General features: G+C 60.9%; 16 protein-coding genes and 1 pseudogene. 14 read left to right on the top strand and 3 right to left on the bottom strand.

Annotated features, from left to right (window positions below):
* On the bottom strand, nt 1–2226 hold the full coding sequence (locus tag ACOYXI_RS20700) for a TonB-dependent receptor (RefSeq protein WP_461675240.1): 2226 nt from the start codon (nt 2224–2226) through the stop codon (nt 1–3).
* Nucleotides 2227–2431: 205 nt separating this feature from the next.
* Between ACOYXI_RS20700 and ACOYXI_RS20695 the strand changes: the two genes are divergently transcribed.
* A complete protein-coding gene (locus ACOYXI_RS20695; protein WP_098966668.1) occupies nt 2432–3469 on the top strand; it encodes a LacI family DNA-binding transcriptional regulator in 1038 nt (345 codons plus the stop codon).
* A gap of 183 nt (nt 3470–3652) precedes the next feature.
* Nucleotides 3653–3913 carry a hypothetical protein gene (locus tag ACOYXI_RS20690; RefSeq protein WP_461675239.1) on the top strand — a complete coding sequence of 87 codons (261 nt, stop codon included), beginning with the start codon at nt 3653–3655 and terminating at the stop codon, nt 3911–3913.
* A 24-nt stretch (nt 3914–3937) separates the two neighbouring features.
* Here ACOYXI_RS20690 and betT read toward each other — a convergent pair whose 3' ends face one another.
* Nucleotides 3938–5899, bottom strand: coding sequence for a choline transporter BetT (betT, locus tag ACOYXI_RS20685; protein ID WP_167734187.1), 1962 nt, complete (start codon nt 5897–5899; stop codon nt 3938–3940).
* 470 nt (nt 5900–6369) lie between these two features.
* A pseudogene (gene epsC, locus ACOYXI_RS20680) lies at nt 6370–7297 on the bottom strand (serine O-acetyltransferase EpsC).
* Nucleotides 7298–7487: 190 nt separating this feature from the next.
* On the opposite strand from epsC, the gene ACOYXI_RS20675 reads away from it, so the two are divergent.
* The 12 genes from ACOYXI_RS20675 (at nt 7488) to ACOYXI_RS20620 (ending at nt 19954) form a co-directional block, all read left to right on the top strand.
* Complete coding sequence (locus ACOYXI_RS20675; protein ID WP_098966662.1) at nt 7488–8486, top strand: D-cysteine desulfhydrase; 999 nt, start codon at nt 7488–7490, stop codon at nt 8484–8486.
* A gap of 332 nt (nt 8487–8818) precedes the next feature.
* Nucleotides 8819–9619: a cystine ABC transporter substrate-binding protein gene (gene tcyJ, locus ACOYXI_RS20670; RefSeq protein WP_098966660.1), complete on the top strand. Its 801-nt coding sequence runs from the start codon at nt 8819–8821 to the stop codon at nt 9617–9619.
* Nucleotides 9619–10284 (top strand): cystine ABC transporter permease, encoded by a 666-nt coding sequence (gene tcyL / locus ACOYXI_RS20665; RefSeq protein WP_003220607.1) that lies wholly within the window; start codon nt 9619–9621, stop codon nt 10282–10284. Before tcyJ ends, tcyL begins: the two co-directional genes overlap by 1 nt.
* 3 nt (nt 10285–10287) lie before the next feature.
* Entirely contained in the window at nt 10288–11037 is a 750-nt protein-coding gene (gene tcyN / locus ACOYXI_RS20660) for an L-cystine ABC transporter ATP-binding protein TcyN (RefSeq protein ID WP_098966659.1), read from the top strand.
* 464 nt (nt 11038–11501) lie between these two features.
* Complete coding sequence (locus ACOYXI_RS20655; RefSeq protein WP_461675238.1) at nt 11502–12266, top strand: hypothetical protein; 765 nt, start codon at nt 11502–11504, stop codon at nt 12264–12266.
* Nucleotides 12267–12661: 395 nt separating this feature from the next.
* On the top strand, nt 12662–13903 hold the full coding sequence (locus ACOYXI_RS20650; protein WP_461675237.1) for an SfnB family sulfur acquisition oxidoreductase: 1242 nt from the start codon (nt 12662–12664) through the stop codon (nt 13901–13903).
* Between the two features lie 23 nt (nt 13904–13926).
* Nucleotides 13927–15120, top strand: coding sequence for an SfnB family sulfur acquisition oxidoreductase (locus tag ACOYXI_RS20645; protein WP_461675236.1), 1194 nt, complete (start codon nt 13927–13929; stop codon nt 15118–15120).
* Nucleotides 15120–16478, top strand: coding sequence for an LLM class flavin-dependent oxidoreductase (locus tag ACOYXI_RS20640; protein ID WP_461675235.1), 1359 nt, complete (start codon nt 15120–15122; stop codon nt 16476–16478). Before ACOYXI_RS20645 ends, ACOYXI_RS20640 begins: the two co-directional genes overlap by 1 nt.
* A 121-nt stretch (nt 16479–16599) precedes the next feature.
* Nucleotides 16600–17409 carry a MetQ/NlpA family ABC transporter substrate-binding protein gene (locus ACOYXI_RS20635; protein ID WP_098966650.1) on the top strand — a complete coding sequence of 270 codons (810 nt, stop codon included), beginning with the start codon at nt 16600–16602 and terminating at the stop codon, nt 17407–17409.
* A 2-nt stretch (nt 17410–17411) separates the two neighbouring features.
* Entirely contained in the window at nt 17412–18533 is a 1122-nt protein-coding gene (locus tag ACOYXI_RS20630; protein WP_134785176.1) for a methionine ABC transporter ATP-binding protein, read from the top strand.
* Entirely contained in the window at nt 18523–19167 is a 645-nt protein-coding gene (locus ACOYXI_RS20625; RefSeq protein WP_027611182.1) for a methionine ABC transporter permease, read from the top strand. The genes ACOYXI_RS20630 and ACOYXI_RS20625 overlap by 11 nt, the downstream gene beginning before the upstream one ends.
* Nucleotides 19168–19324: 157 nt before the next feature.
* Complete coding sequence (locus tag ACOYXI_RS20620) at nt 19325–19954, top strand: class I SAM-dependent methyltransferase (protein ID WP_098966646.1); 630 nt, start codon at nt 19325–19327, stop codon at nt 19952–19954.
* The last annotated feature ends 18 nt before the right edge of the window (nt 19955–19972 follow it).

Raw genomic sequence — 19972 nt, 5'->3', positions numbered from 1 at the left:
TCAGAAATCCTTGCGCAGTTGCACGCCGAAGTAGCGCTCGTCATCCCGTGGCACGGCGCGGTAGATGTAGTTGCCGCCGCTGGCCAGCAGCGGTGAGTAGGATTTGTCGGCGAGGTTCTTGCCCAGCAGCGCCACGCGCCAGCCGTTGCTGTAATCGGCCAGCGCCACACTGGCATTCCAGATGCCGTAGGCGCCTTGCTTGGTATCAGTGTTCTGACTGATGTCGTACTGCACTTCGCTCTGCCAGCTGTAGTCGGTGCCGAGCTCGATATCCAGACCGTTTTCCAGTGGGATGGTGTAGTCGGCACGCACGTAGCTTTTCCAGTCCGGGCTGAACGGCAATGGCTTGCCATTGACGTTGCACGAGGCTGCAGCGCCCGCCGGGCAGCTGAATTGGTCGATGCGCGCGCGGGTGTAGGCCAGCGCCCCGGAGAACTTCAGTTGCTGGGTCACCTGCAAGGCGTAATCGAGTTCGACGCCTTCGGTGCTGACGCTGCCGGCGTTGATCAGGCGCGTCACCACTTGCCCGGCAACGGTGTCGAAAAAGTTCGCCTGATAGTTGTCGTAATCGCTGTGGAACACCGCGAGGTTGGTGGTCAGCCGGTTGTTCCAGCTGGTGGCCTTGATCCCCGCCTCCCAAGTATTCGAGGTCTCCGGCTTCAGCGCTTCGGTGTCACGCGGCTGCATGTTGAAGAACACGTTGTAGGCCGGGCCTTTGTAGCCGCGCGAATAGGTCAGATACGTGGTGACCGCATCGCTGAGGTCGTACTGCACGCCGAGCCGGCCGGACCAGCCGTCCTCGTCCACCGAACCGGAACTGCTGGTGGCCGGTTGAATGCCGCTGACCGGGGTCGCCGAGGTCGAGATGCGGCGGTGATCGTATTCCAGATCATCGTGGGTGTAGCGCAGGCCGGCGATGCCACGCAAGTCCGAGGTGAAGTTCAGCGTGGCTTCGCCGAACGCGGCGTAGCTGTCGCTGGTGGTGCTGTAATCGGCGACGCCACGGTCGGTGCGTGTGGTGGTGGTCAAGGTGCGCTGATAGGTCTCGTCATCCTTGCCGTGCATGTAGAACAGGCCGCCAACATATTCAAGGAACTCACCTTTCGGCGAGGCCAGGCGCAGCTCTTGCGAGTACTGGTCGAAGGCCAGCTCGCCCTTGTCGGCGGTGCCGGGGAACGCTGCAGTGATCGTGCTCAGCCGATCGCCATCCTGATATTGGGTGTTGTCCCAGCCGCGCCACGCGGTGATCGAGGTCAGTGTGTAATCGCCCAGTTGCCAGTCGAGCTGGCCGGACAGGCCCTTGTTGGTGTCCTCGACATGGCTGCGGGTATCGGTGTTGATGTCGCGGTTGTGGTTGCTCGCATAGACCGGGCTCAGCGCGTTGGCGAAGGCCGGGGTCAACGACTTGCTGACGACGCCGTTGGGACCGTCGTCGTGGGACTGCATGTAGTCGGCGATCAGGGTGAAGGTGACGTCGTCATTCGGGGTGAATTCAAGCTTGCCGCGCACGCCGCGATGGTTGTAGCCGTTGACCTCCTGGCCGTTGTATTTGTTGTCGACGTTGCCGTCGTAGCTGCTGACCAGGGTGCTGATCGAGCCCTTCAACGTATCCGGAATCAGGCTACCGCCAATGCCGAAGCGGGTGCGGCTTTCATTGCCGCTGTAGTACGACTGGTCGATGTAACCGTGGGTCTCGTTGGTCGGCGCCTTGCTGGTGATGTTGAGCACACCGGCCGAGGCATTCTTGCCGAACAGCGTGCCCTGCGGGCCGCGCAGCACTTCGACGCGCTCCAGATCCAGCAGGTCTAGGGTCGATTGACCGGGACGCGCATAGACCACGCCATCGATCACCGTCGCCACTGTTGGCTCGACGCCGGGCGAGGTGGAAATCGTGCCGACGCCTCGCACAAACAACGAGGTGTCCTTGTTCGACGCACCGGTACGGAAATTCAGCGACGGCACTTGCTGGACGATGCTCGCCACGCCATTGCGGTTGTCGCGCTCCAGTTGTTCGCCGTCGATCACCGAAACCGCCACCGGGACCTTTTGCAGCGACTCTTCGCGGCGGGTAGCGGTGACCGTGACGGACTTGAGTGTCGGCTCTTGTTCGCTGCTGTCGGCGGCGAAAGCCGTGGGCAGTGGCAACGCCGCCAGCCCGGTAAAGATCCAGCCAGCGGCGCGAATCGACTGCGCCAATGTGTGTGTCGCCCCAGGAATGTTGTGCATGTTTGCCCGCTCGAAATTGGCCCTGAACCGCTGCCGTTCTGCGACGACAGCGCCTGAATCGGTGTCTTGGGCATTCGCTCGAGCGAGTAGCAGACAATGCGCTTTGTTAGCGCTAACATCGCCAGTATCGACAAGCTCGGCATAGAGCGTCCAATACTGAAAAATTACTTTTATATGCGTTTTGGTTTTTAAGAAGGATCAAGCCTTGAGCCAGGAAAAGCCCCGCAAACGCCGTGGCGCTGGACGCGTGACTCTGAATGCGGTGGCGCGCGAAGCGGGAGTTTCGGCAATCACCGTGTCGCGCTATTTCAATCAGCCGGAAACCGTCTCGCCCGAGCGTCGCGAGCGCATTGCAGCGGTAGTGGCCGAGATGGGTTATGTGCCGAATCTGGTGGCCGGTGGCCTGGCCTCGGCGCGAGGAAAAATCGTCGGCATGGTAATTCCGAATATCTCCGGGCCGATCTTTGCCAACACCATTCAGGGCTTCAGCGACACCCTCAGCCGCCACGGCTATCAACTGCTGCTGGCGTCGAGTTACTTCAGTACCGAACAGGAAGAAAACGCCGTGCGCGCGTTTCTCGGCTGGTCGCCGGCAGCGTTGGTGCTGACCAGCCATTTCCACAGTGCGGGCACGGAAAAGATGATCGCCGAAGCGGACGTTTCGGTAATCGAAACCTGGGATTACCAGCCGGATCGCGAGCCGATGCAGATCGGCTTTTCGCACTATGAAGTCGGCGTGACCGCTGCGCGTTATCTGCATGACAAAGGCTATCGCCGCATCGCCTTCGTGCAGAACAGCGCCCCTGGTGACCTCAGTGCCCTCGAACGTCGCGACGGTTACGCCGCCACCGTGCGCGAGTTCGGACTGCCGCCGTGGGTATTCGCCCCGGACGCCGACCGCGCGCCGTTCGAAGCCGGCAAGCAAGCGATGGAAGCGCTGATGAACGCCTCCCCGCGCCCCGACGCGATCATCTTCGCCAACGACAACCTCGCCGCCGGCGGCTTGCTCGCCGGGCAACGCGCAGGCATCAAGATCCCCGAAGACTGCGCCGTGCTCGGCTTCGGCGATTACCCGTTCGCCGAGATGCTGTTGCCCAGCCTGAGCACGATCAAGCCACCGGCACTGGAGATCGGCGTACTGGCGGCAACGCGGGTATTGGAAAGCCTTGGTGTGTTGCCGAGCGATGATGTGCAGCGCCTGAATCTGTTGCAGTGCAATGTGATCGAGCGCGAGAGCACCTGACCAAAATGGCCTAGGCTGGATTGGCTATGCTCCAAGTAACACCGAGGTGGCCCCTTCGCGGGCAAGCCCGCTCCCACAGGATTTTGGTTGTACAAAGAATCTGTGAATGACCGAGATCACTGTGGGAGCGGGCTTGCCCGCGAAAGCGTCCGATCAAGCACCGCATGACCCGCAGGCACGCCTATGCACACCGCAATCATCATCTTCTTCGGCCTGGTCCTGCTCGCCCTGATGCTCTACCTCGGCGAGCGCGTTGGCTTCAGTCGGCAGACCTTGGCCTACAGTTTCGCCGCGCTGTGGCTGGCGTTGACGGTGATCAATGGTGCGGTGGGGGTGGTGCATGCCGGGCAGCCGCTGGGTTCGGAGATCGCGGTGGGCAGTGCGGTGTTCGGGGTGCCGATGGCGGCGATGGTGTTGTTCATGGTGCTGAGCGCCGAGTCGTGAAACGTCCCGGCGCTCAGTTGCCGATCAACGCACCAGATGCAGGAACTGCATGTGACGTTCGTACTGGTCGAGGATGTCGTTGATGATCTGTTCCTTGGTGTAGCCGACCAGATCGTAGTCCTGACTGCCCTCGCTCAAGTGCACTTCAGCGCGGTAATAGCGGCGGTTGTTGAGTTGCTTGGACCCCATGCCACCCCGAGCAAACGACGGCGTGAAGTAGCCGCGCATCTGCACCTGGTAGATGAACGGATGCTGCTCACCGTGGCCGATTTCCAGGCTGATGTTGTCGTGCGCCGGGTCCGGCTGGGTGACCACGTTCAGACCCTTCTCGACAAATACCGCCGTCACTTCTTCAATCGCCGGGCGCACCGTGGTGTCCATGAAGCGGTACACCTCGTCGCGCGACGGGAAGTGCACCGCCTGACTCAGACGCTGGCGCCAGCCGCCCGTGCCACGCCGCGAACCGGAGACAGGTGCCAGCGAATGCAACTGCGCGATCTGCTTCTGCGACTCCAGATAGAACGCCTTGTGCAGGCCCCACATCATCAGCAGCAAAATCATCGAGAACGGCAGCGAGGTCAGCACCACCGCCGATTTCAGCGCATCGATACTGCCGGAGAACAGCAGCGCACTGGTCACCAGCGCCGTCATCGCGCCCCAGAACACTCGCAGCCATTTCGGCCCGTCTTCGTCCGGGTTGCCGCCCTTGGCCGACAGGGTCGACAGCACCACGGTGCCGGAGTCGGCGGAAGTGACGAAAAACACGAAGCTGATGAACACCGTCACCGCGATGACAGTCTTGCTCCACGGGTAGGTTTCCAGCAGCAGGTAAAGGCTCATCGACGGATTGTCGAGGGCCGACATGCCCAGTGCCGACATGCCGTGATTGAGCACCTGATCGATGGCGCTGTTGCCGAAGATCGACATCCACGCCAGGGTGAAACCGAGCGGAATCAGCAGCACGCCGAAGACGAATTCGCGGATGGTCCGGCCACGGGAAATCCGCGCGATGAACAGTCCCACGAACGGCGACCATGCAATCCACCAGGCCCAGTAGAACACCGTCCAGCCGCCGAGCCAGTCGCTCGGTTTGTCGTAGGCATAGAGGTCGAAACTCTTCATCGGCAACGCGCCGAGGTAATCGCCGAGGTTCTGGATCAGCGTGTTGAGCAGGTGCTGGGTAGGCCCTGCGAACAACACGAACAGCAGCAGCGCACAGGCCAGCAGCATGTTGATGTCGGACATCACCCGCACACCCTTGTCCACACCCGACACGGCGACGATGATCGCCGCACCCATCATCAGCGTGATCAGGCCGACCTGAATCCACTGGGTGTGTGCGATGCCGAACAGGTAGTCGAGACCGGAGTTGAGGTGCAATACGCCGAAGCCCATGTCGGCGCCCAGACCGAACACCGTGGCGATGATGCCGAAGCCGTCCACCGCGTAGCCGATGGGGCCGTTGATGCGCTTGCCGATCAGCGGGTACAGCGCCGAACGCAAGGCCAGCGGCAGGTTATGCCGGTAGGCGAAATAGGCCAGCGCCATGCCGACGAAGGCGAACACGCCCCAGCCGTGCAGGCCCCAGTGCAGAAACAGAATCTGCATCGCCTGGCGCGCTGCATCGGCGGTGCCGGCCTCGCCTTGCGGCGGTTGGGCCAGGTGCGTCAGCGGCTCCGACACGCAAAAGAAAAACAGCGTGATGCTGATCCCGGCGGCGAACAGCATGCCGGCCCAGGACAGGTAACTGAACTCGGGTTCGTCGTGGTCGGCACCGAGTTTTATCTTGCCGTAGCCCGATAACGCGGTGACCACCACGAAGACCAGATACAGCGTCATCGCGAGCATGTAGTACCAGCCGACCGTGTTGGCCGCCCAGTTTTGCGCAGCCAGCAACCAGGCGCCGGCCTGTTCCGGCATGGCGATGACAACCAGACCAAACAGCAGAATCACCGTCGCGGCGAAGTAGAACACCGGCGGATTCATGCGCACCAGACCGCTGGCGGGGGTAGACGATGCACTCATGAAACGTGCACCTCGAGGGGTTGAAACGTGGCTGAAATGATCGGACTCAGCAAAGGCAAGCCTCCTGTTGTGAGCGGGCAGCGAACCACCGGTTTAACTTGAATGAACGTTCAAGTTAAACATGGATAGGGTGGTAAGGACTAATCGCAGGGCCAGGCGGTAGTCTTCGTACGCTAGCTCAAGGTTGGGTATGACGGGGGTTTGGGCGATTCGTTCAGTGGAAAAATCAAAGTCAAAAGCGCCCTCACCCTAACCCTCTCCTGGGGGGAGAGGGGACTGATTGGGGGATGCTTGAAAATTTCGCTGACCTGATCTTGCTGTACCGAATCCATAATCGACTGTTTTTTTCAGGTCGATGTATAGCGCCAGACACCTCCGTCGGCTCCCTCTCCCCCGGGGAGAGGGCTGGGGTGAGGGTGGCTTTTGATGTTTTACTTCTGCGTCCCGTCATCATGCTGCAGATTGGCCTGAGTCAGGTTGCTCCCTGCCGGCACGCTGCGCGTCAGCCACACATTACCGCCGATGGTCGAACCCTGGCCGATGGTGATCCGTCCCAGAATTGTCGCGCCGGCATAAATCACCACGTCGTCCTCGACAATCGGATGGCGTGGATGGCCCTTCTGCAACTGCCCGTCTTCATCCGCCGGGAAGCGCTTGGCGCCCAAAGTCACGGCCTGATAGATCCGCACCCGCTCGCCGATGATCGCGGTCTCGCCGATCACCACACCGGTACCGTGATCAATGAAAAAGCTGCGGCCGATCTGCGCGCCCGGATGAATATCGATGCCGGTGGCCGAGTGCGCAATCTCCGCACTGATCCGCGCCAGCAACGGCAACCCGGCGCGATACAAATGGTGCGCCAGACGATGGTGAATCACCGCCAGAATTCCCGGATAGCACAGCAACACTTCATCGACGCTGCGTGCCGCCGGATCGCCGTGATAGGCGGCCAGCACGTCGGTGTCGAGCAGGCTGCGCAGGCCCGGCAAGGCCAGGGCGAAATCCTGAATGATACGGATCGCCTGAGCTTCGACGTCAGCATCGCCTTGAGCGCTGTGCCGCGCGACATAACGCAACTCCAGCCGCGCCTGCGCCAGCAAGGCATTCAATGAGGTATCGAGAGTGTGGCCGACATAGAAGTCCTCACTTTCCTCACGCAGATCCACCGGCCCCAGACGCATCGGGAACAACGCGCCACACAGCGCCTCGAGAATCTCGGCCATCGCGGCGCGAGACGGTAACTCACGGCCACCCTGCTCGCCGCTGGCCCGGCCATTCTCGGGTACGCCACTGATCCCGCGCGGTACGCAGTTGGCTGACGATGGTCTGCAATTGCCAATGGCTGGAACGCTCGCTCACGGTAAAGACTCCTCACGGGCGGCCGGACGGTCTGGCCGCGTCAACGGCGACTACTTTACGGCATGCCCGTGAGGGCGAATTAAGAACCGATAGTGCTGGACTAAGCACATTTGGCTATAAGCGATTCACGGTTGCCCCGGTAAAACGGCGTGCCTATAGTCCTGTCATCTTTCTCCGCCAGTACGGACTCATGATCAAACAACAGCTGGATCGCTTTAACCGTCTCGACCTGCTCGGCCAACCCACGCCGCTGGAAAAACTTGAACGTCTATCCGCCTGGCTGGGTCGCGATGTGTACATCAAACGCGATGACCTGACGCCGCTGGCCATGGGCGGCAACAAGCTGCGCAAACTCGAATACCTCGCCGCCGATGCCCTCGCTCAGGGCGCCGACACGCTGATCACCGCCGGCGCCTTGCAATCGAATCACGTACGCCAGACCGCCGCATTGGCGGCCAAACTCGGCTTGGGTTGCGTGGCGTTGCTGGAGAATCCGCTGGGCACCGACGACAGCAACTACACCGGCAACGGCAACCGCCTGCTGCTCGATCTGTTCGACACCAAGGTCGAGCTGGTGGACAACCTCGATAACGCCGACGAACAACTCGCCGCACTCGCTGTGCGCCTGCGCAGCAATGGCAAAAAACCGTATCTGGTGCCGATCGGTGGCTCGAATGCCCTCGGTGCATTGGGCTACGTACGTGCCGGTCTGGAACTGGCGGAACAGATCAAGGACACCGGCCTCGATTTCGCCGCCGTGGTGCTGGCCTCGGGCAGCGCCGGGACCCACAGCGGTCTGGCGCTGGCCTTGAGCGAAGCGCTGCCGCAGTTGCCGGTGATCGGCGTGACCGTCTCGCGCAGCGAAGAAGATCAGCGCCCGAAAGTGCAGGGTCTGGCCGAACGCACGGCGGAGCTGCTGGGTGTGAAATTACCAGTGAACTTCAAGGTCGAGTTGTGGGACGAATACTTCGGCCCGCGTTACGGCGAACCGAATGCCGGGACACTGGCGGCGGTGAAACTGTTGGCCAGTCAGGACGCGGTGCTGCTCGACCCGGTATACACCGGCAAGGCCATGGCCGGGTTGCTCGACGGGATCGGCCGCCAGCGTTTCGACGAGGGCCCGATCATCTTCCTGCATACCGGTGGGGCGCCGGCGTTGTTTGCCTATAAGGATTCGCTGACAAGCTGATCCTCCCTGCTGCAAGAATTTCTGTGGTAAGGGGATTTATCCCCGTTGGACTGCGCAGCAGTCCCCTGCTCTTCAAGTCAGAAGAGAGGGCCGCTTCGCGCCCCATCGGGGATAAATCCCCTCGCCACAATTGATCATCTATATTCGAAATTGGAATAACAGAAAGATCATTAAGTATTTTCAAGTCTAAAGCAGACATCTTATAGTCTCGCCGCAGGCGAATTTCGGGCAAGACGCATAAGCTGCTTTAGGGCACGATAACGCAGTCGTTCAATTCCCGGATTCGCCAACCTTCCTTAAGCGTCTTCCATAAGAAAACACAGGGGCTTGTCATGAATTTTTCCGCACTACGTCGCAATCTGCTGGTAGGTTCGCTGGGCCTTGCACTGAGCGCCGGCCTGATCGGCCAGGCATCCGCCGGTGAGCAGCTGCAACAGATCAAGGACAAAGGCGTTATCAACGTCGGCCTGGAAGGCACTTATCCACCGTTCAGCTTCGTTGACGAGAACGGCAAACTGTCCGGTTTCGAAGTCGAACTCTCCGAAGCCCTGGCGCAGAAACTCGGCGTCAAAGCCAAGATTCAGCCAACCAAGTGGGACGGTATCCTCGCTGCGCTGGAATCCAAACGTCTGGACGTCGTGGTCAATCAAGTGACCATCTCCGACGAGCGCAAGAAGAAGTATGACTTCTCCGAGCCGTACACCGTTTCCGGGATTCAGGCGCTGGTGCTGAAGGACAAGGAAGCCAAGTTGAACATCAAGACTGCCGCCGATCTGTCCGGCAAGAAAGTCGGTGTCGGCCTGGGCACCAACTACGAACAGTGGGTCCGCGCCAACGTGCCGGGCGCTGACGTGCGTACCTACGACGATGATCCGACCAAGTTCGCCGACCTGAACAACGGCCGCACCGACGCCATCCTGATCGACCGTCTGGCTGCACTTGAATACGCCAAGAAAGCCCCGAAAACCGTGGCTGCCGGTGAAGCGTTCTCCCGTCAGGAATCCGGTATCGCCCTGCGCAAAGGCGAGCCTGAGCTGCTGGCTGCGGTGAACAAGGCTCTCGACGAACTGCGTGCCGACGGTACCCTTGAGAAGCTGTCGAAGAAATACTTCAACGCTGACGTCACCAAATAATGGAAGAAGCTTTCCAACTCGCACTGGACTCCGCGCCCTTTCTGCTCAAGGGCGCGTATTACACGGTCATCCTCAGTCTGGGCGGCATGTTCTTCGGCTTGCTGCTGGGCTTCGGCTTGGCCTTGATGCGCCTGTCGCGCTTCAAACTGGTGAGCTGGATTGCCCGCATCTACGTGTCGTTCTTTCGCGGCACGCCGTTGCTGGTGCAACTGTTCGTGATCTATTACGGCTTGCCGCAATTGGGTCTGGAACTGGATCCACTGCCAGCGGCGCTGATCGGCTTCTCGCTGAACATGGCTGCCTACGCCTGTGAAATCCTCCGTGCGGCAATCGGTTCGATCGAGCGCGGCCAGTGGGAAGCCGCCGCAAGCATCGGCATGACCCGCGCGCAAACCTTGCGCCGGGCCATTCTGCCGCAGGCCATGCGCACGGCACTGCCGCCACTGGGTAACAGCTTCATTTCGCTGGTCAAGGACACGGCACTGGCCGCCACCATTCAGGTGCCGGAACTGTTCCGCCAGGCGCAACTGATTACCGCCCGGACTTTCGAAGTCTTCACCATGTATCTTGCCGCCGCGCTGATCTACTGGATTCTGGCCACGGTGCTGTCGCACCTGCAGAACAAGTTGGAAGAGCGGGCCAATCGGCACGACCAGGAGTCCTGACCCATGATTGTCGTGGAAAAACTGACAAAGCAGTTCAAGGGTCAAGAGGTGCTCAAGGGCATCGATCTTGAGGTGAAGGAAGGCGAGGTCGTGGCCATCATCGGCCCCAGCGGTTCGGGCAAGACCACGTTCCTGCGCTGCCTGAATTTCCTTGAGGAGCCCACCAGCGGCCGGATCAAGGTCGGCGATATCGAGATCGATACCAGCCGCCCGCTGAGCCAGCAGCAGAGTCTGGTGCGCAACCTGCGCCAGCACGTGGGTTTCGTATTCCAGAACTTCAACCTGTTCCCCCACCGCACCGCACTGGAAAACGTCATCGAGGGGCCGATCGTGGTCAAGAAGATGCCGCGCGAGCAAGCCGTTGCCCTGGGCATGAAGCTGCTGGCCAAGGTCGGTCTGGCCGGCAAGGAAGATGCGTATCCGCGTCGTCTGTCCGGCGGTCAGCAACAGCGCGTGGCGATTGCCCGGGCGCTGGCGATGGAGCCGGAAGTGATCCTGTTCGACGAGCCGACCTCGGCCCTCGACCCGGAACTGGTGGGCGAAGTACTGGCGACCATTCGCGGTCTCGCTGAAGAAAAACGCACCATGGTCATCGTCACCCACGAAATGGGTTTCGCCCGCGACGTGGCCAACCGTGTGGTGTTTTTCGACAAGGGCGTGATCGTCGAGCAAGGCGAAGCCAAGGCGTTGTTTGCCAACCCGAAAGAAGAACGCACCAGACAGTTCCTCAGCAAGTTCCTGAATCACGCCTGAGATACTTATTGTCTTGAGTCATTAACTTCCATGGACGGAAGTTTTACTTACCGCGCCTGAAAACTTCTAAATCCCTCCATCTTAACCTGTCAAAACAATACATATATGTTCTGCAACAGATACAAGTAATCTGCGGCGCGCTTTCGTGTCTGTGAAATGATCTAAATCGACCGGCACAAAAATCGCAAAACTCGCGAAAAACCGTAGTTCCATTCGCCATCACCGCTAGGCAGGATGCCTCATCAGCGTAGGACGCTTCTGATTAATCGGTAATTCACAGATTAACTAAGGCACTCTATTGACACTCTTTCCGGCACGCTCTTATCTAGTCGCCAACCGGCACCCATTAGTTGAATCTACGCTTACTCAGCCCGAACAAAGTTCACGGTTGTATTACCGATTCATCACGCCTTTTGTTGTTTCAAGAAACGGAATTCGCTGCAAGACTTCAAGGAGAGAACCCGATGACCCGCACTTCGCACGCCCCCGAACTGGCAGCGCCGAATCTGGCGTCCGCATCCAAAAACGCCATCAATCTGGCCGCTGCCGCGCATTTGCTGATCGATGTCCTGCCCTACTCCGGCATGGACGCCGGTGATCTGATCGAACTGTTCTGGAACAACTGCTACGTCGCCTCGCGAGTCTTGACCAGCGAAGACGTCGGCGCCTCGATCAGCCTGCGGGTGCCGGAGAGCTTTATCGCCAGTGGCACCGCACGGATTCACTATCGAGTGATGCAGATCGGTCAGGGACCGGCGTTGTCGGCGGCAACGCGGGTGCAGGTCAAGCTCGACTGCCCTGGCGGCCAGCCTTCGCCGCTCTGCGGTGACGAGAATCAGCAACTGGCGCCCGTCACGCTGCCCGACACCATTCGCCGCCAGGGCGTGAACCCCAATCAGATCAAACGCGGTGTGCCACTGACCATCGAACCCTACCTGAACATGGCCGAGGACGACGCCATCACCTTGCGCTGGGGCGACGTGCGTATGGACCTGGCCCGGATCACCGCTGCCGATGTTGGCCTGCCGATTCAGGTCTGGGTGCCACCGGCAGTGATTGTCGAGGGGGGCGAGGATCTGCGTCTGGACGTGACCTACTGCGTCATCGACTGGGTAGGCAACAACTCACGCTGGGCACCGCCCCGGACGCTGAAGATCGGTTGCGTGAATCCTTATCTGAAGGTGCCGCTGCGCCAAACGCTGAAGGCCGCTGAATCGACCAAGGATTGACGCCGCATTCCTGTGCTCATGGGGCTTTGTAGTGAGGTGATTTAGCGAAACGTCGCACCTCCCCGATGGACTGCGAAGCAATCCCGTTTTTTATGACTCAGAAAAGGCCGCTGCGCGGCCTGTCGGGGATGAATCCCCTTACCACAGGTTGTATTGCCACGGCTGAGAGACTGTTAACCAACCCGACCACCGCCCCTTCTATACATATTCCTAAAAGTTAGTTTATTTAATATTTATACACGCTTAGGGTATATGAACCGGACCACCGGACATTCTTTCGTTCGCCGCACTTTTGCGGCGTTTTTCATGAGATGTGAGGTAGGTAGTATGGTCCGGAACACAATCACCCCAGTGCAGATCGCCAGGGCATTGCGTGCAGCCAAGGAGCGGCACTGATGTCCAGTCTGGCAGACGCAAATCTCCAGTCTGATCTGGACATCGCCCCACTGTTGTTGCCCTCGCAGGTTTTGCGCAACGACGCCCAAGCCATCAAGGCTGCCCACGAACTGGCGCAGGTTGCCCGTGTGCAGGCCGCCAAACGCGACCGCCAGCGCAAGCTGCCGTGGTCGGAAATCGAACAGTTCACCCGCAGCGGCCTCGGCAGCATTGCCATCCCGCGTGAGTACGGCGGCCCACAGGTTTCATTCGTCACATTGGCCGAAGTGTTCGCGATCATTTCCGCGGCCGATCCGGCGCTGGGACAGATCCCGCAGAACCAGTTCGGCATCATCAATCTGGTACTCGGCAGCGCCACCGAAGCGCAGAAAAAACAGCTGTTCCAGAGTGTTCTGGAAGGTTGGCGCATCGGCAATGCGGGTCCTGAGCGCGGCACCAAAAACACCCTGGAATTGAAAGCGCGCATCACCGCCGACGGCGACGATTACGTGATCAACGGCCAGAAGTTCTACTCCACCGGCGCGCTGTTCGCGCACTGGGTGGCGGTCAAGGCGCTCAATGACGACGGCAAACAAGTGCTGGCCTTCGTCCGCCGTGGCACCCCGGGCCTGCGCATCGTTGATGACTGGTCGGGCTTCGGTCAGCGCACCACTGCCAGCGGCACGATTCTGCTGAACAACGTGCGCGTCGAGTCGAGCCTGGTCGTCGATAACTGGAAGATCAACGAGAAGCCCAACACTCAAGGCGCGGTGTCGCAGCTGATTCAGGCAGCCATCGACGCCGGCATCGCCCGTGGCGCCATCGACGATGCCATCGAGTTCGTCAAAACTCGCGCGCGGCCCTGGATGGACGCCAAGGTTGAGCGCGCCAGCGATGACCTCTACGTGATCGCCGACATCGGCAAACTGAAAATCGAACTGCACGCGGCTGAAGCACTGTTGCGCAAGGCCGGCAAAGTGCTCGACCAAGTCCATGCCGCGCCGCTGACCGCCGAGTCCGCCGCCCGCGCTTCGATTGCGGTGGCCGAGGCCAAAGTGCTGACCACCGAGATCTCGCTGCAGGCCAGCGAAAAGCTCTTCGAACTGGCCGGCAGCCGCGCGACCCTCGCCGAATTCAACCTTGATCGCCACTGGCGCAACGCCCGGGTGCACACCCTGCACGACCCGGTGCGCTGGAAGTATCACGCGGTCGGCGCCTATCGCCTCAACGGCACTTTGCCGGCTCGCCATTCCTGGATTTAACGACCAGACATCTGGAGAAGCATATGACTTATTCTCACCCCGTCGCGGTCATCACCAGCGATGAGCAAGCCCTGATTGTCGCCAGCGACCTGGCCGAAGATTTCAAACGCGACAGTGCCGTGCGCGACCGTGAACGCCGCCTGCCACTGCCGGAGCTCGACGTATTTTCCCGCTCCGGCCTGTGGGGCATCAGCGTCCCCAAGGAGTATGGCGGCGCCGGCGTGTCCAACGTGACCCTGGCCAAAGTCATTGCCCTGATCGCTCAGGCTGACGGCTCCCTCGGGCAGATTCCACAAAACCACTTTTACGCCCTTGAAGTGCTGCGCGTTAACGGCAGCCACGAGCAGAAACAACGCCTGTACGCCGAGGTGCTGGCCGGCCAGCGCTTCGGCAACGCCTTGGCGGAACTGGGTACCAAAACCGCCCACGACCGCGTCACCAGCCTCAAGCGTGACGGCGACGGCTATCGCATCAACGGTCGCAAGTTTTATGCGACCGGCGCGATCTACGCGCAGCGCATCCCGACTTCCGTGGTCGATGAAAATGGCGTGCAGCAACTGGCCTTCGTCCCGCGTGACAGCAAGGGCCTGACGGTGATCGACGACTGGAGTGGTTTCGGTCAGCGCACCACCGGCAGCGGATCCGTGGTGTTCGAAGACGTCTACGTTGCCGCCGAGGACGTAATACCGTTTCAGAGCGCTTTCGAGCGTCCGACCACGGTCGGCCCGCTGGCGCAGATCCTTCACGCCGCCATCGACACTGGCATCGCTCGCGCCGCTTATGAAGATGCGCTGCACTTCGTGCGCAGCAAGACCCGGCCATGGATCGACTCCGGTAACGACAAGGCCACCGAAGACCCTCTGACCCTGAAGAGCTTCGGCCACTTGAGCATTCGTCTGCACGCCACCGAAGCACTGCTGGAGCGCTCCGGCGAATTCCTCGACAAGGCCCAGGCCGAGACCAACACCGAAACCGTCGCTGCCGCCTCGATTGCCGTCGCCGAAGCACGGGCGATCAGCACCGAAATCTCGCTCGCCGCAGGCAGCACGCTGTTCGAACTGGCCGGCAGTCAGGCGACCCTGATCGAGCACGGCCTCGACCGCCACTGGCGCAACGCTCGGGTGCACACCCTGCACGACCCGGTGCGCTGGAAGTATCACGCGGTCGGCAATTACTACCTCAACGATGAAAAGCCTCCGCTGCGAGGGACCATCTGATGAGCGCCGCGAAAAAGAAGATCCTGCTCAACGCGTTCAACATGAACTGCATCGGCCACATCAACCATGGCCTGTGGACGCATCCACGCGACACGTCGACGCGCTACAACACCATCGAGTACTGGACCGAGCTGGCGCAGTTGCTGGAGCGCGGGCTGTTTGACGGACTGTTCATCGCCGACATCGTCGGCGTGTACGACGTCTACCAGAACTCGGTGGACGTCACGCTCAAAGAGTCGATCCAGTTGCCGGTCAACGACCCGCTGCTGCTGGTGTCGGCGATGGCTGCGGTGACGAAAAACCTCGGCTTCGGCCTCACCGCCAACCTCACTTACGAGCCGCCCTATCTGTTCGCCCGGCGCATGTCGTCGCTCGATCATCTGAGTCGTGGTCGGGTCGGCTGGAACATCGTCACCGGTTACCTCGACAGCGCCGCCAAGGCCATGGGCCTGCGCGAACAGGTCGAGCATGACCGTCGCTACGATCAGGCCGACGAGTACCTCGAAGTGCTCTACAAACTCTGGGAAGGCAGTTGGGAAAACGGCGCGGTGCTCAATGACCGCGAGCAGCGCATCTACGCGCAGCCGGAGAAGGTGCACAAGGTCGAACACCATGGCGAGTTCTATCAGGTCGAGGGTTATCACCTCTGCGAGCCGTCGCCGCAGCGCACACCGGTGCTGTTCCAGGCCGGCAGTTCGGACCGCGGTTTGCTGTTCGCCGGGCGTCACGCCGAATGCGTGTTCATCAGCGGCCAGAACAAACCGTCGACCAAAGTGCAGGTGGACAAGGTCCGCGCCAGCGCCGTCGCAGCCGGACGCAATCCCGAGGACATCAAGGTGTTCATGGGCCTCAACGTGATCGTCGGCGCGACCGAAGCAGCCGCCTGGGCCAAGCACGCCGAGTACCTGAGTTATGCCAGCGCCGAGGCCGGCGTCGCGCATTTCTCGGCCTCCACCGGCATCGACTTTTCCCAGTACGAAATCGACGAACCGATCCAGTACGTCAAGAGCAATGCCATCCAGTCCGCGACCAAGAACCTGCAGAACAACGACTGGACCCGGCGCAAGTTGCTCGAGCAGCACGCCCTCGGTGGCCGCTACATCACCGTGGTCGGCTCGCCTGAGCAAGTGGCGGATGAACTGGAAGCGTGGATCGCCGAAACCGGGCTGGACGGCTTCAACCTGACGCGCATCGTGACCCCGGAAAGCTATGTCGATTTCATTGAGCTGGTGATTCCGGAGCTGCAACGGCGTGGGTCGTACAAGACCGCGTATGAAAGTGGCAGCTTGCGCGAAAAGCTGTTTCACGGGGCGGCGCAACTCCCTGAGCAACACATCGGGTCTTCATTTCGCCGCTAAAAGCTTCGCGAGCAAGCCCGCTCCCACAGGGGGAACGCATTCCAAAATGTGGGAGCGGGCTTGCTCGCGAAGAGGCCCGACCAGACACCACAAAATTCATGCACTGACTGGAAACCACACCATGACCAAGAAACTTCTGTCCCACCCAGTCAAAGCACTGGCCCTGGCCTTCGGCCTGTTCAGCTCGGCGGTGTTCGCCGCCGATGCCCCCCTTAAAATCGGCACCACCGCCGCCTTCGCCATTCCACTGGAAGCCGCCGTCGAAGAGGCCTCCAAACAAGGCCTGAAAGTCGAGCTGGTGGAGTTCACCGACTGGATCGCACCGAACGTCAGCCTCGCCGCCGGCGACATCGACGTGAACTACTTCCAGCACATCCCGTTCCTCGAAAATGCCAAGGCCGCCTCCGGCTTTGACCTGGTGCCGTTCGCCCCGGGGATCATCAACAACGTCGGCCTCTATTCGAAAAAATACAAAAGCTTCGACGAATTGCCTGAAGGCGCCAGCGTCGCCATCGCCAACGACCCGATCAACAGCGGTCGCGGTCTGCAACTGCTGGCCAAGGCTGGTCTGATCACCCTGAAACCGGGGGTCGGCTACAAGGCCACCGAAGACGACATCGTCGCCAACCCGAAGAAGATCAAGATCCTGCAAGTCGAAGCCGTGCAACTGGTGCGCGCCTACGATGACGCCGATCTGGTCCAGGGCTACCCGGCCTACATCCGTCTGGCGAAAACCTTCGATGCCGGCTCGGCGCTGCTGTTCGACGGTCTCGACCACAAGGAATACGTGATCCAGTTCGTCATCCAGCCCAAGAGCAAGGACGACCCGCGCCTGATCAAATTCGTCGACATCTACCAGCACTCGCCGGCCGTTCGCGCCGCGCTGGATAAGGCTCACGGCAAGCTGTATCAGGCCGGTTGGGAAAGCTGAACATGACGGCCGCGATCCAACGGCGACTGGAGATTCCAGAGCCAGAAAATGCTGAAAAAACCGAACTGCATCCCGAGCTGAATCGCGCCCATGTGCGCTTCATCGGCCTGGGTAAAACCTACGCGGGTCGGCAAGGCCCGGTCGCGGCCCTGCAAGGCATCGATCTGGCGATCCAGCGCGGCGAGGTGTTCGGCATCATCGGGCGCAGCGGCGCCGGCAAGTCGTCGCTGATCCGCACGATCAATCGTCTGGAGCAACCGACTTCGGGGCGGGTGCTGATCGATCAGGTCGACATCGGCGAGTTCGACGAAGACCGTCTGGTCACGCTGCGGCGTCGCATCGGCATGATCTTCCAGCACTTCAACCTGATGTCGGCCAAGACCGTGTGGCAGAACGTCGAACTGCCGCTGAAAGTCGCGGGTGTACCGAAGGCGCAACGCGAGCAGAAGGTGCGTGAACTGCTCGAACTGGTCGGCCTGCAAGCCAAGCACAAGGCCTATCCGGCGCAGCTCTCCGGTGGGCAGAAACAGCGTGTCGGCATCGCCCGCGCATTGGTGCATGACCCGGACATTCTGCTGTGCGACGAAGCCACTTCGGCGCTCGATCCCGAGACTACGCAGTCGATCCTCGGCCTGCTGCGCGAGATCAACCGGCGCCTCGGCCTGACCATCGTGTTGATCACCCATGAAATGGCGGTGATCCGCGAAATCTGCGACCGCGTGGTAGTCCTGGAACACGGGCGGATCGTCGAGCAAGGCCCGGTCTGGGAGGTGTTCGGCAATCCGCAGCACGAGGTCAGCCAGACCTTGCTCGCGCCGCTGCAACACGCCTTGCCGGCAGAACTGCAAAGCCGTCTGCATGCCCAGCCGCCCTCCCCGGGCGCGGCGGTGGTATTGCGTTTGCAGTTCACCGGTGGCGCCGCCGACGAGCCGGATCTGGCGGCGCTGTTCGCCGCTCTCGGCGGACGCGTGAAGTTGCTGCAGGGCGGCGTCGAACGGATTCAGGGGCATGCGCTGGGACAACTGTTACTGGCGGTCAGCGGCTCGGCCCTGAGCGCCGAACAATTGCGTGAGCGCGCCGGGCAGTGGGCGCAACGAGTGGAGGTATCGGGTTATGTGGTTTGATCGTTTGCTCCAGGGATTCATCGACACCTTCCTGATGGTCGGCGTGTCGTCGCTGATCGCGTTGCTGGTGGGGATCCCGATGGCGGTGATTCTGGTCACCAGCGACAAGGGCGGGATCTACCAGGCGCCGCTGCTCAACCGGGCGCTGGGCGCGTTCGTGAATCTGTTCCGCTCGATCCCGTTTCTGATTCTGATGGTCGCGCTGATTCCATTTACCCGACTGATTGTCGGCACCACGTACGGTGTGTGGGCGGCGGTGGTGCCGCTGACCATCGCCGCGACGCCGTTCTTTGCGCGGATTGCCGAAGTGAGTCTGCGTGAGGTCGATCACGGCTTGATCGAGGCGGCGCAGGCCATGGGCTGCCGGCGCTGGCACATCGTCTGGCACGTGCTGTTGCCTGAAGCGCTGCCGGGGATTGTTGGCGGGTTCACGATTACGCTGGTGACAATGATCAACTCGTCAGCCATGGCCGGGGCGATTGGTGCCGGTGGTTTGGGCGATATCGCTTACCGCTACGGTTATCAGCGTTTTGACAGCCAGATCATGCTGACGGTGATTGTGTTGCTGGTGGCGTTGGTGGCGGTGATTCAGTTGGGTGGAGATCGTCTGGCACGGGGCCTGAACAAGCGCTAAGTCATGCCGCACCTCTGAAACCGCTATCGCGAGCAGGCTCACTCCTACAGGGGACGCATTTCAAATGTAGGAGTGAGCCTGCTCGCGATGGGCTGCGCAGCGGCCCCGCTGGTTGGCGTATATTCGGCGAATCCCAACTGCCGCGCAGCCCTCGACCATGAAGCAAACCCCCACCGATCTGGAACAGATCACCGCCACCACCCTCGGCCACTACAACTCGGTGGCCGAAGACTTCCGCGAAGGCACCCGCGACCACGATGTCAGCCAGAACATCGACGCGCTGCTACGGCATATCCACGGCACTGCGCCGTTCACGATTCTCGATTTCGGTTGCGGCCCGGGGCGCGACTTGCAGGCGTTCACCCGCCTGGGCCATGTCGCGGTCGGTCTCGATGGCGCGGAAAAATTTGCGCAGATGGCCCGCGAAGACAGTGGCTGTGAAGTGTGGTGTCAGGACTTTCTGAAACTTGATCTGCCGGCCGAGCGCTTCGACGGAATCTTCGCCAATGCGGTGCTGTTTCATGTGCCGTTGCAGGAGTTGCCGCGAGTGCTCAAGCAGTTGCATGGCACGTTGAAACCGGGCGGGGTGTTGTTCAGTTCCAATCCGCGCGGGGATAACCGTGAGGGCTGGAATGGGCCGCGCTATGGTTCGTACCACGATCTGGAAGCGTGGCGCGGGTTGCTCACGGCAGCTGGGTTTGTCGAGCTTGAGCATTACTACCGGCCGGCGGGATTGCCGCGCGAGCAACAGCCTTGGCTGGCCAGCGTCTGGCGTAAATCTGCGTAGTCAGTTCTGACGCCTTCG

The organism is Pseudomonas sp. G3-19 (assembly GCF_054855875.1).
The sequence above is the reverse complement of the archived record's forward strand: the minus strand, read 5'-3'. Positions and strand labels throughout refer to the sequence as shown.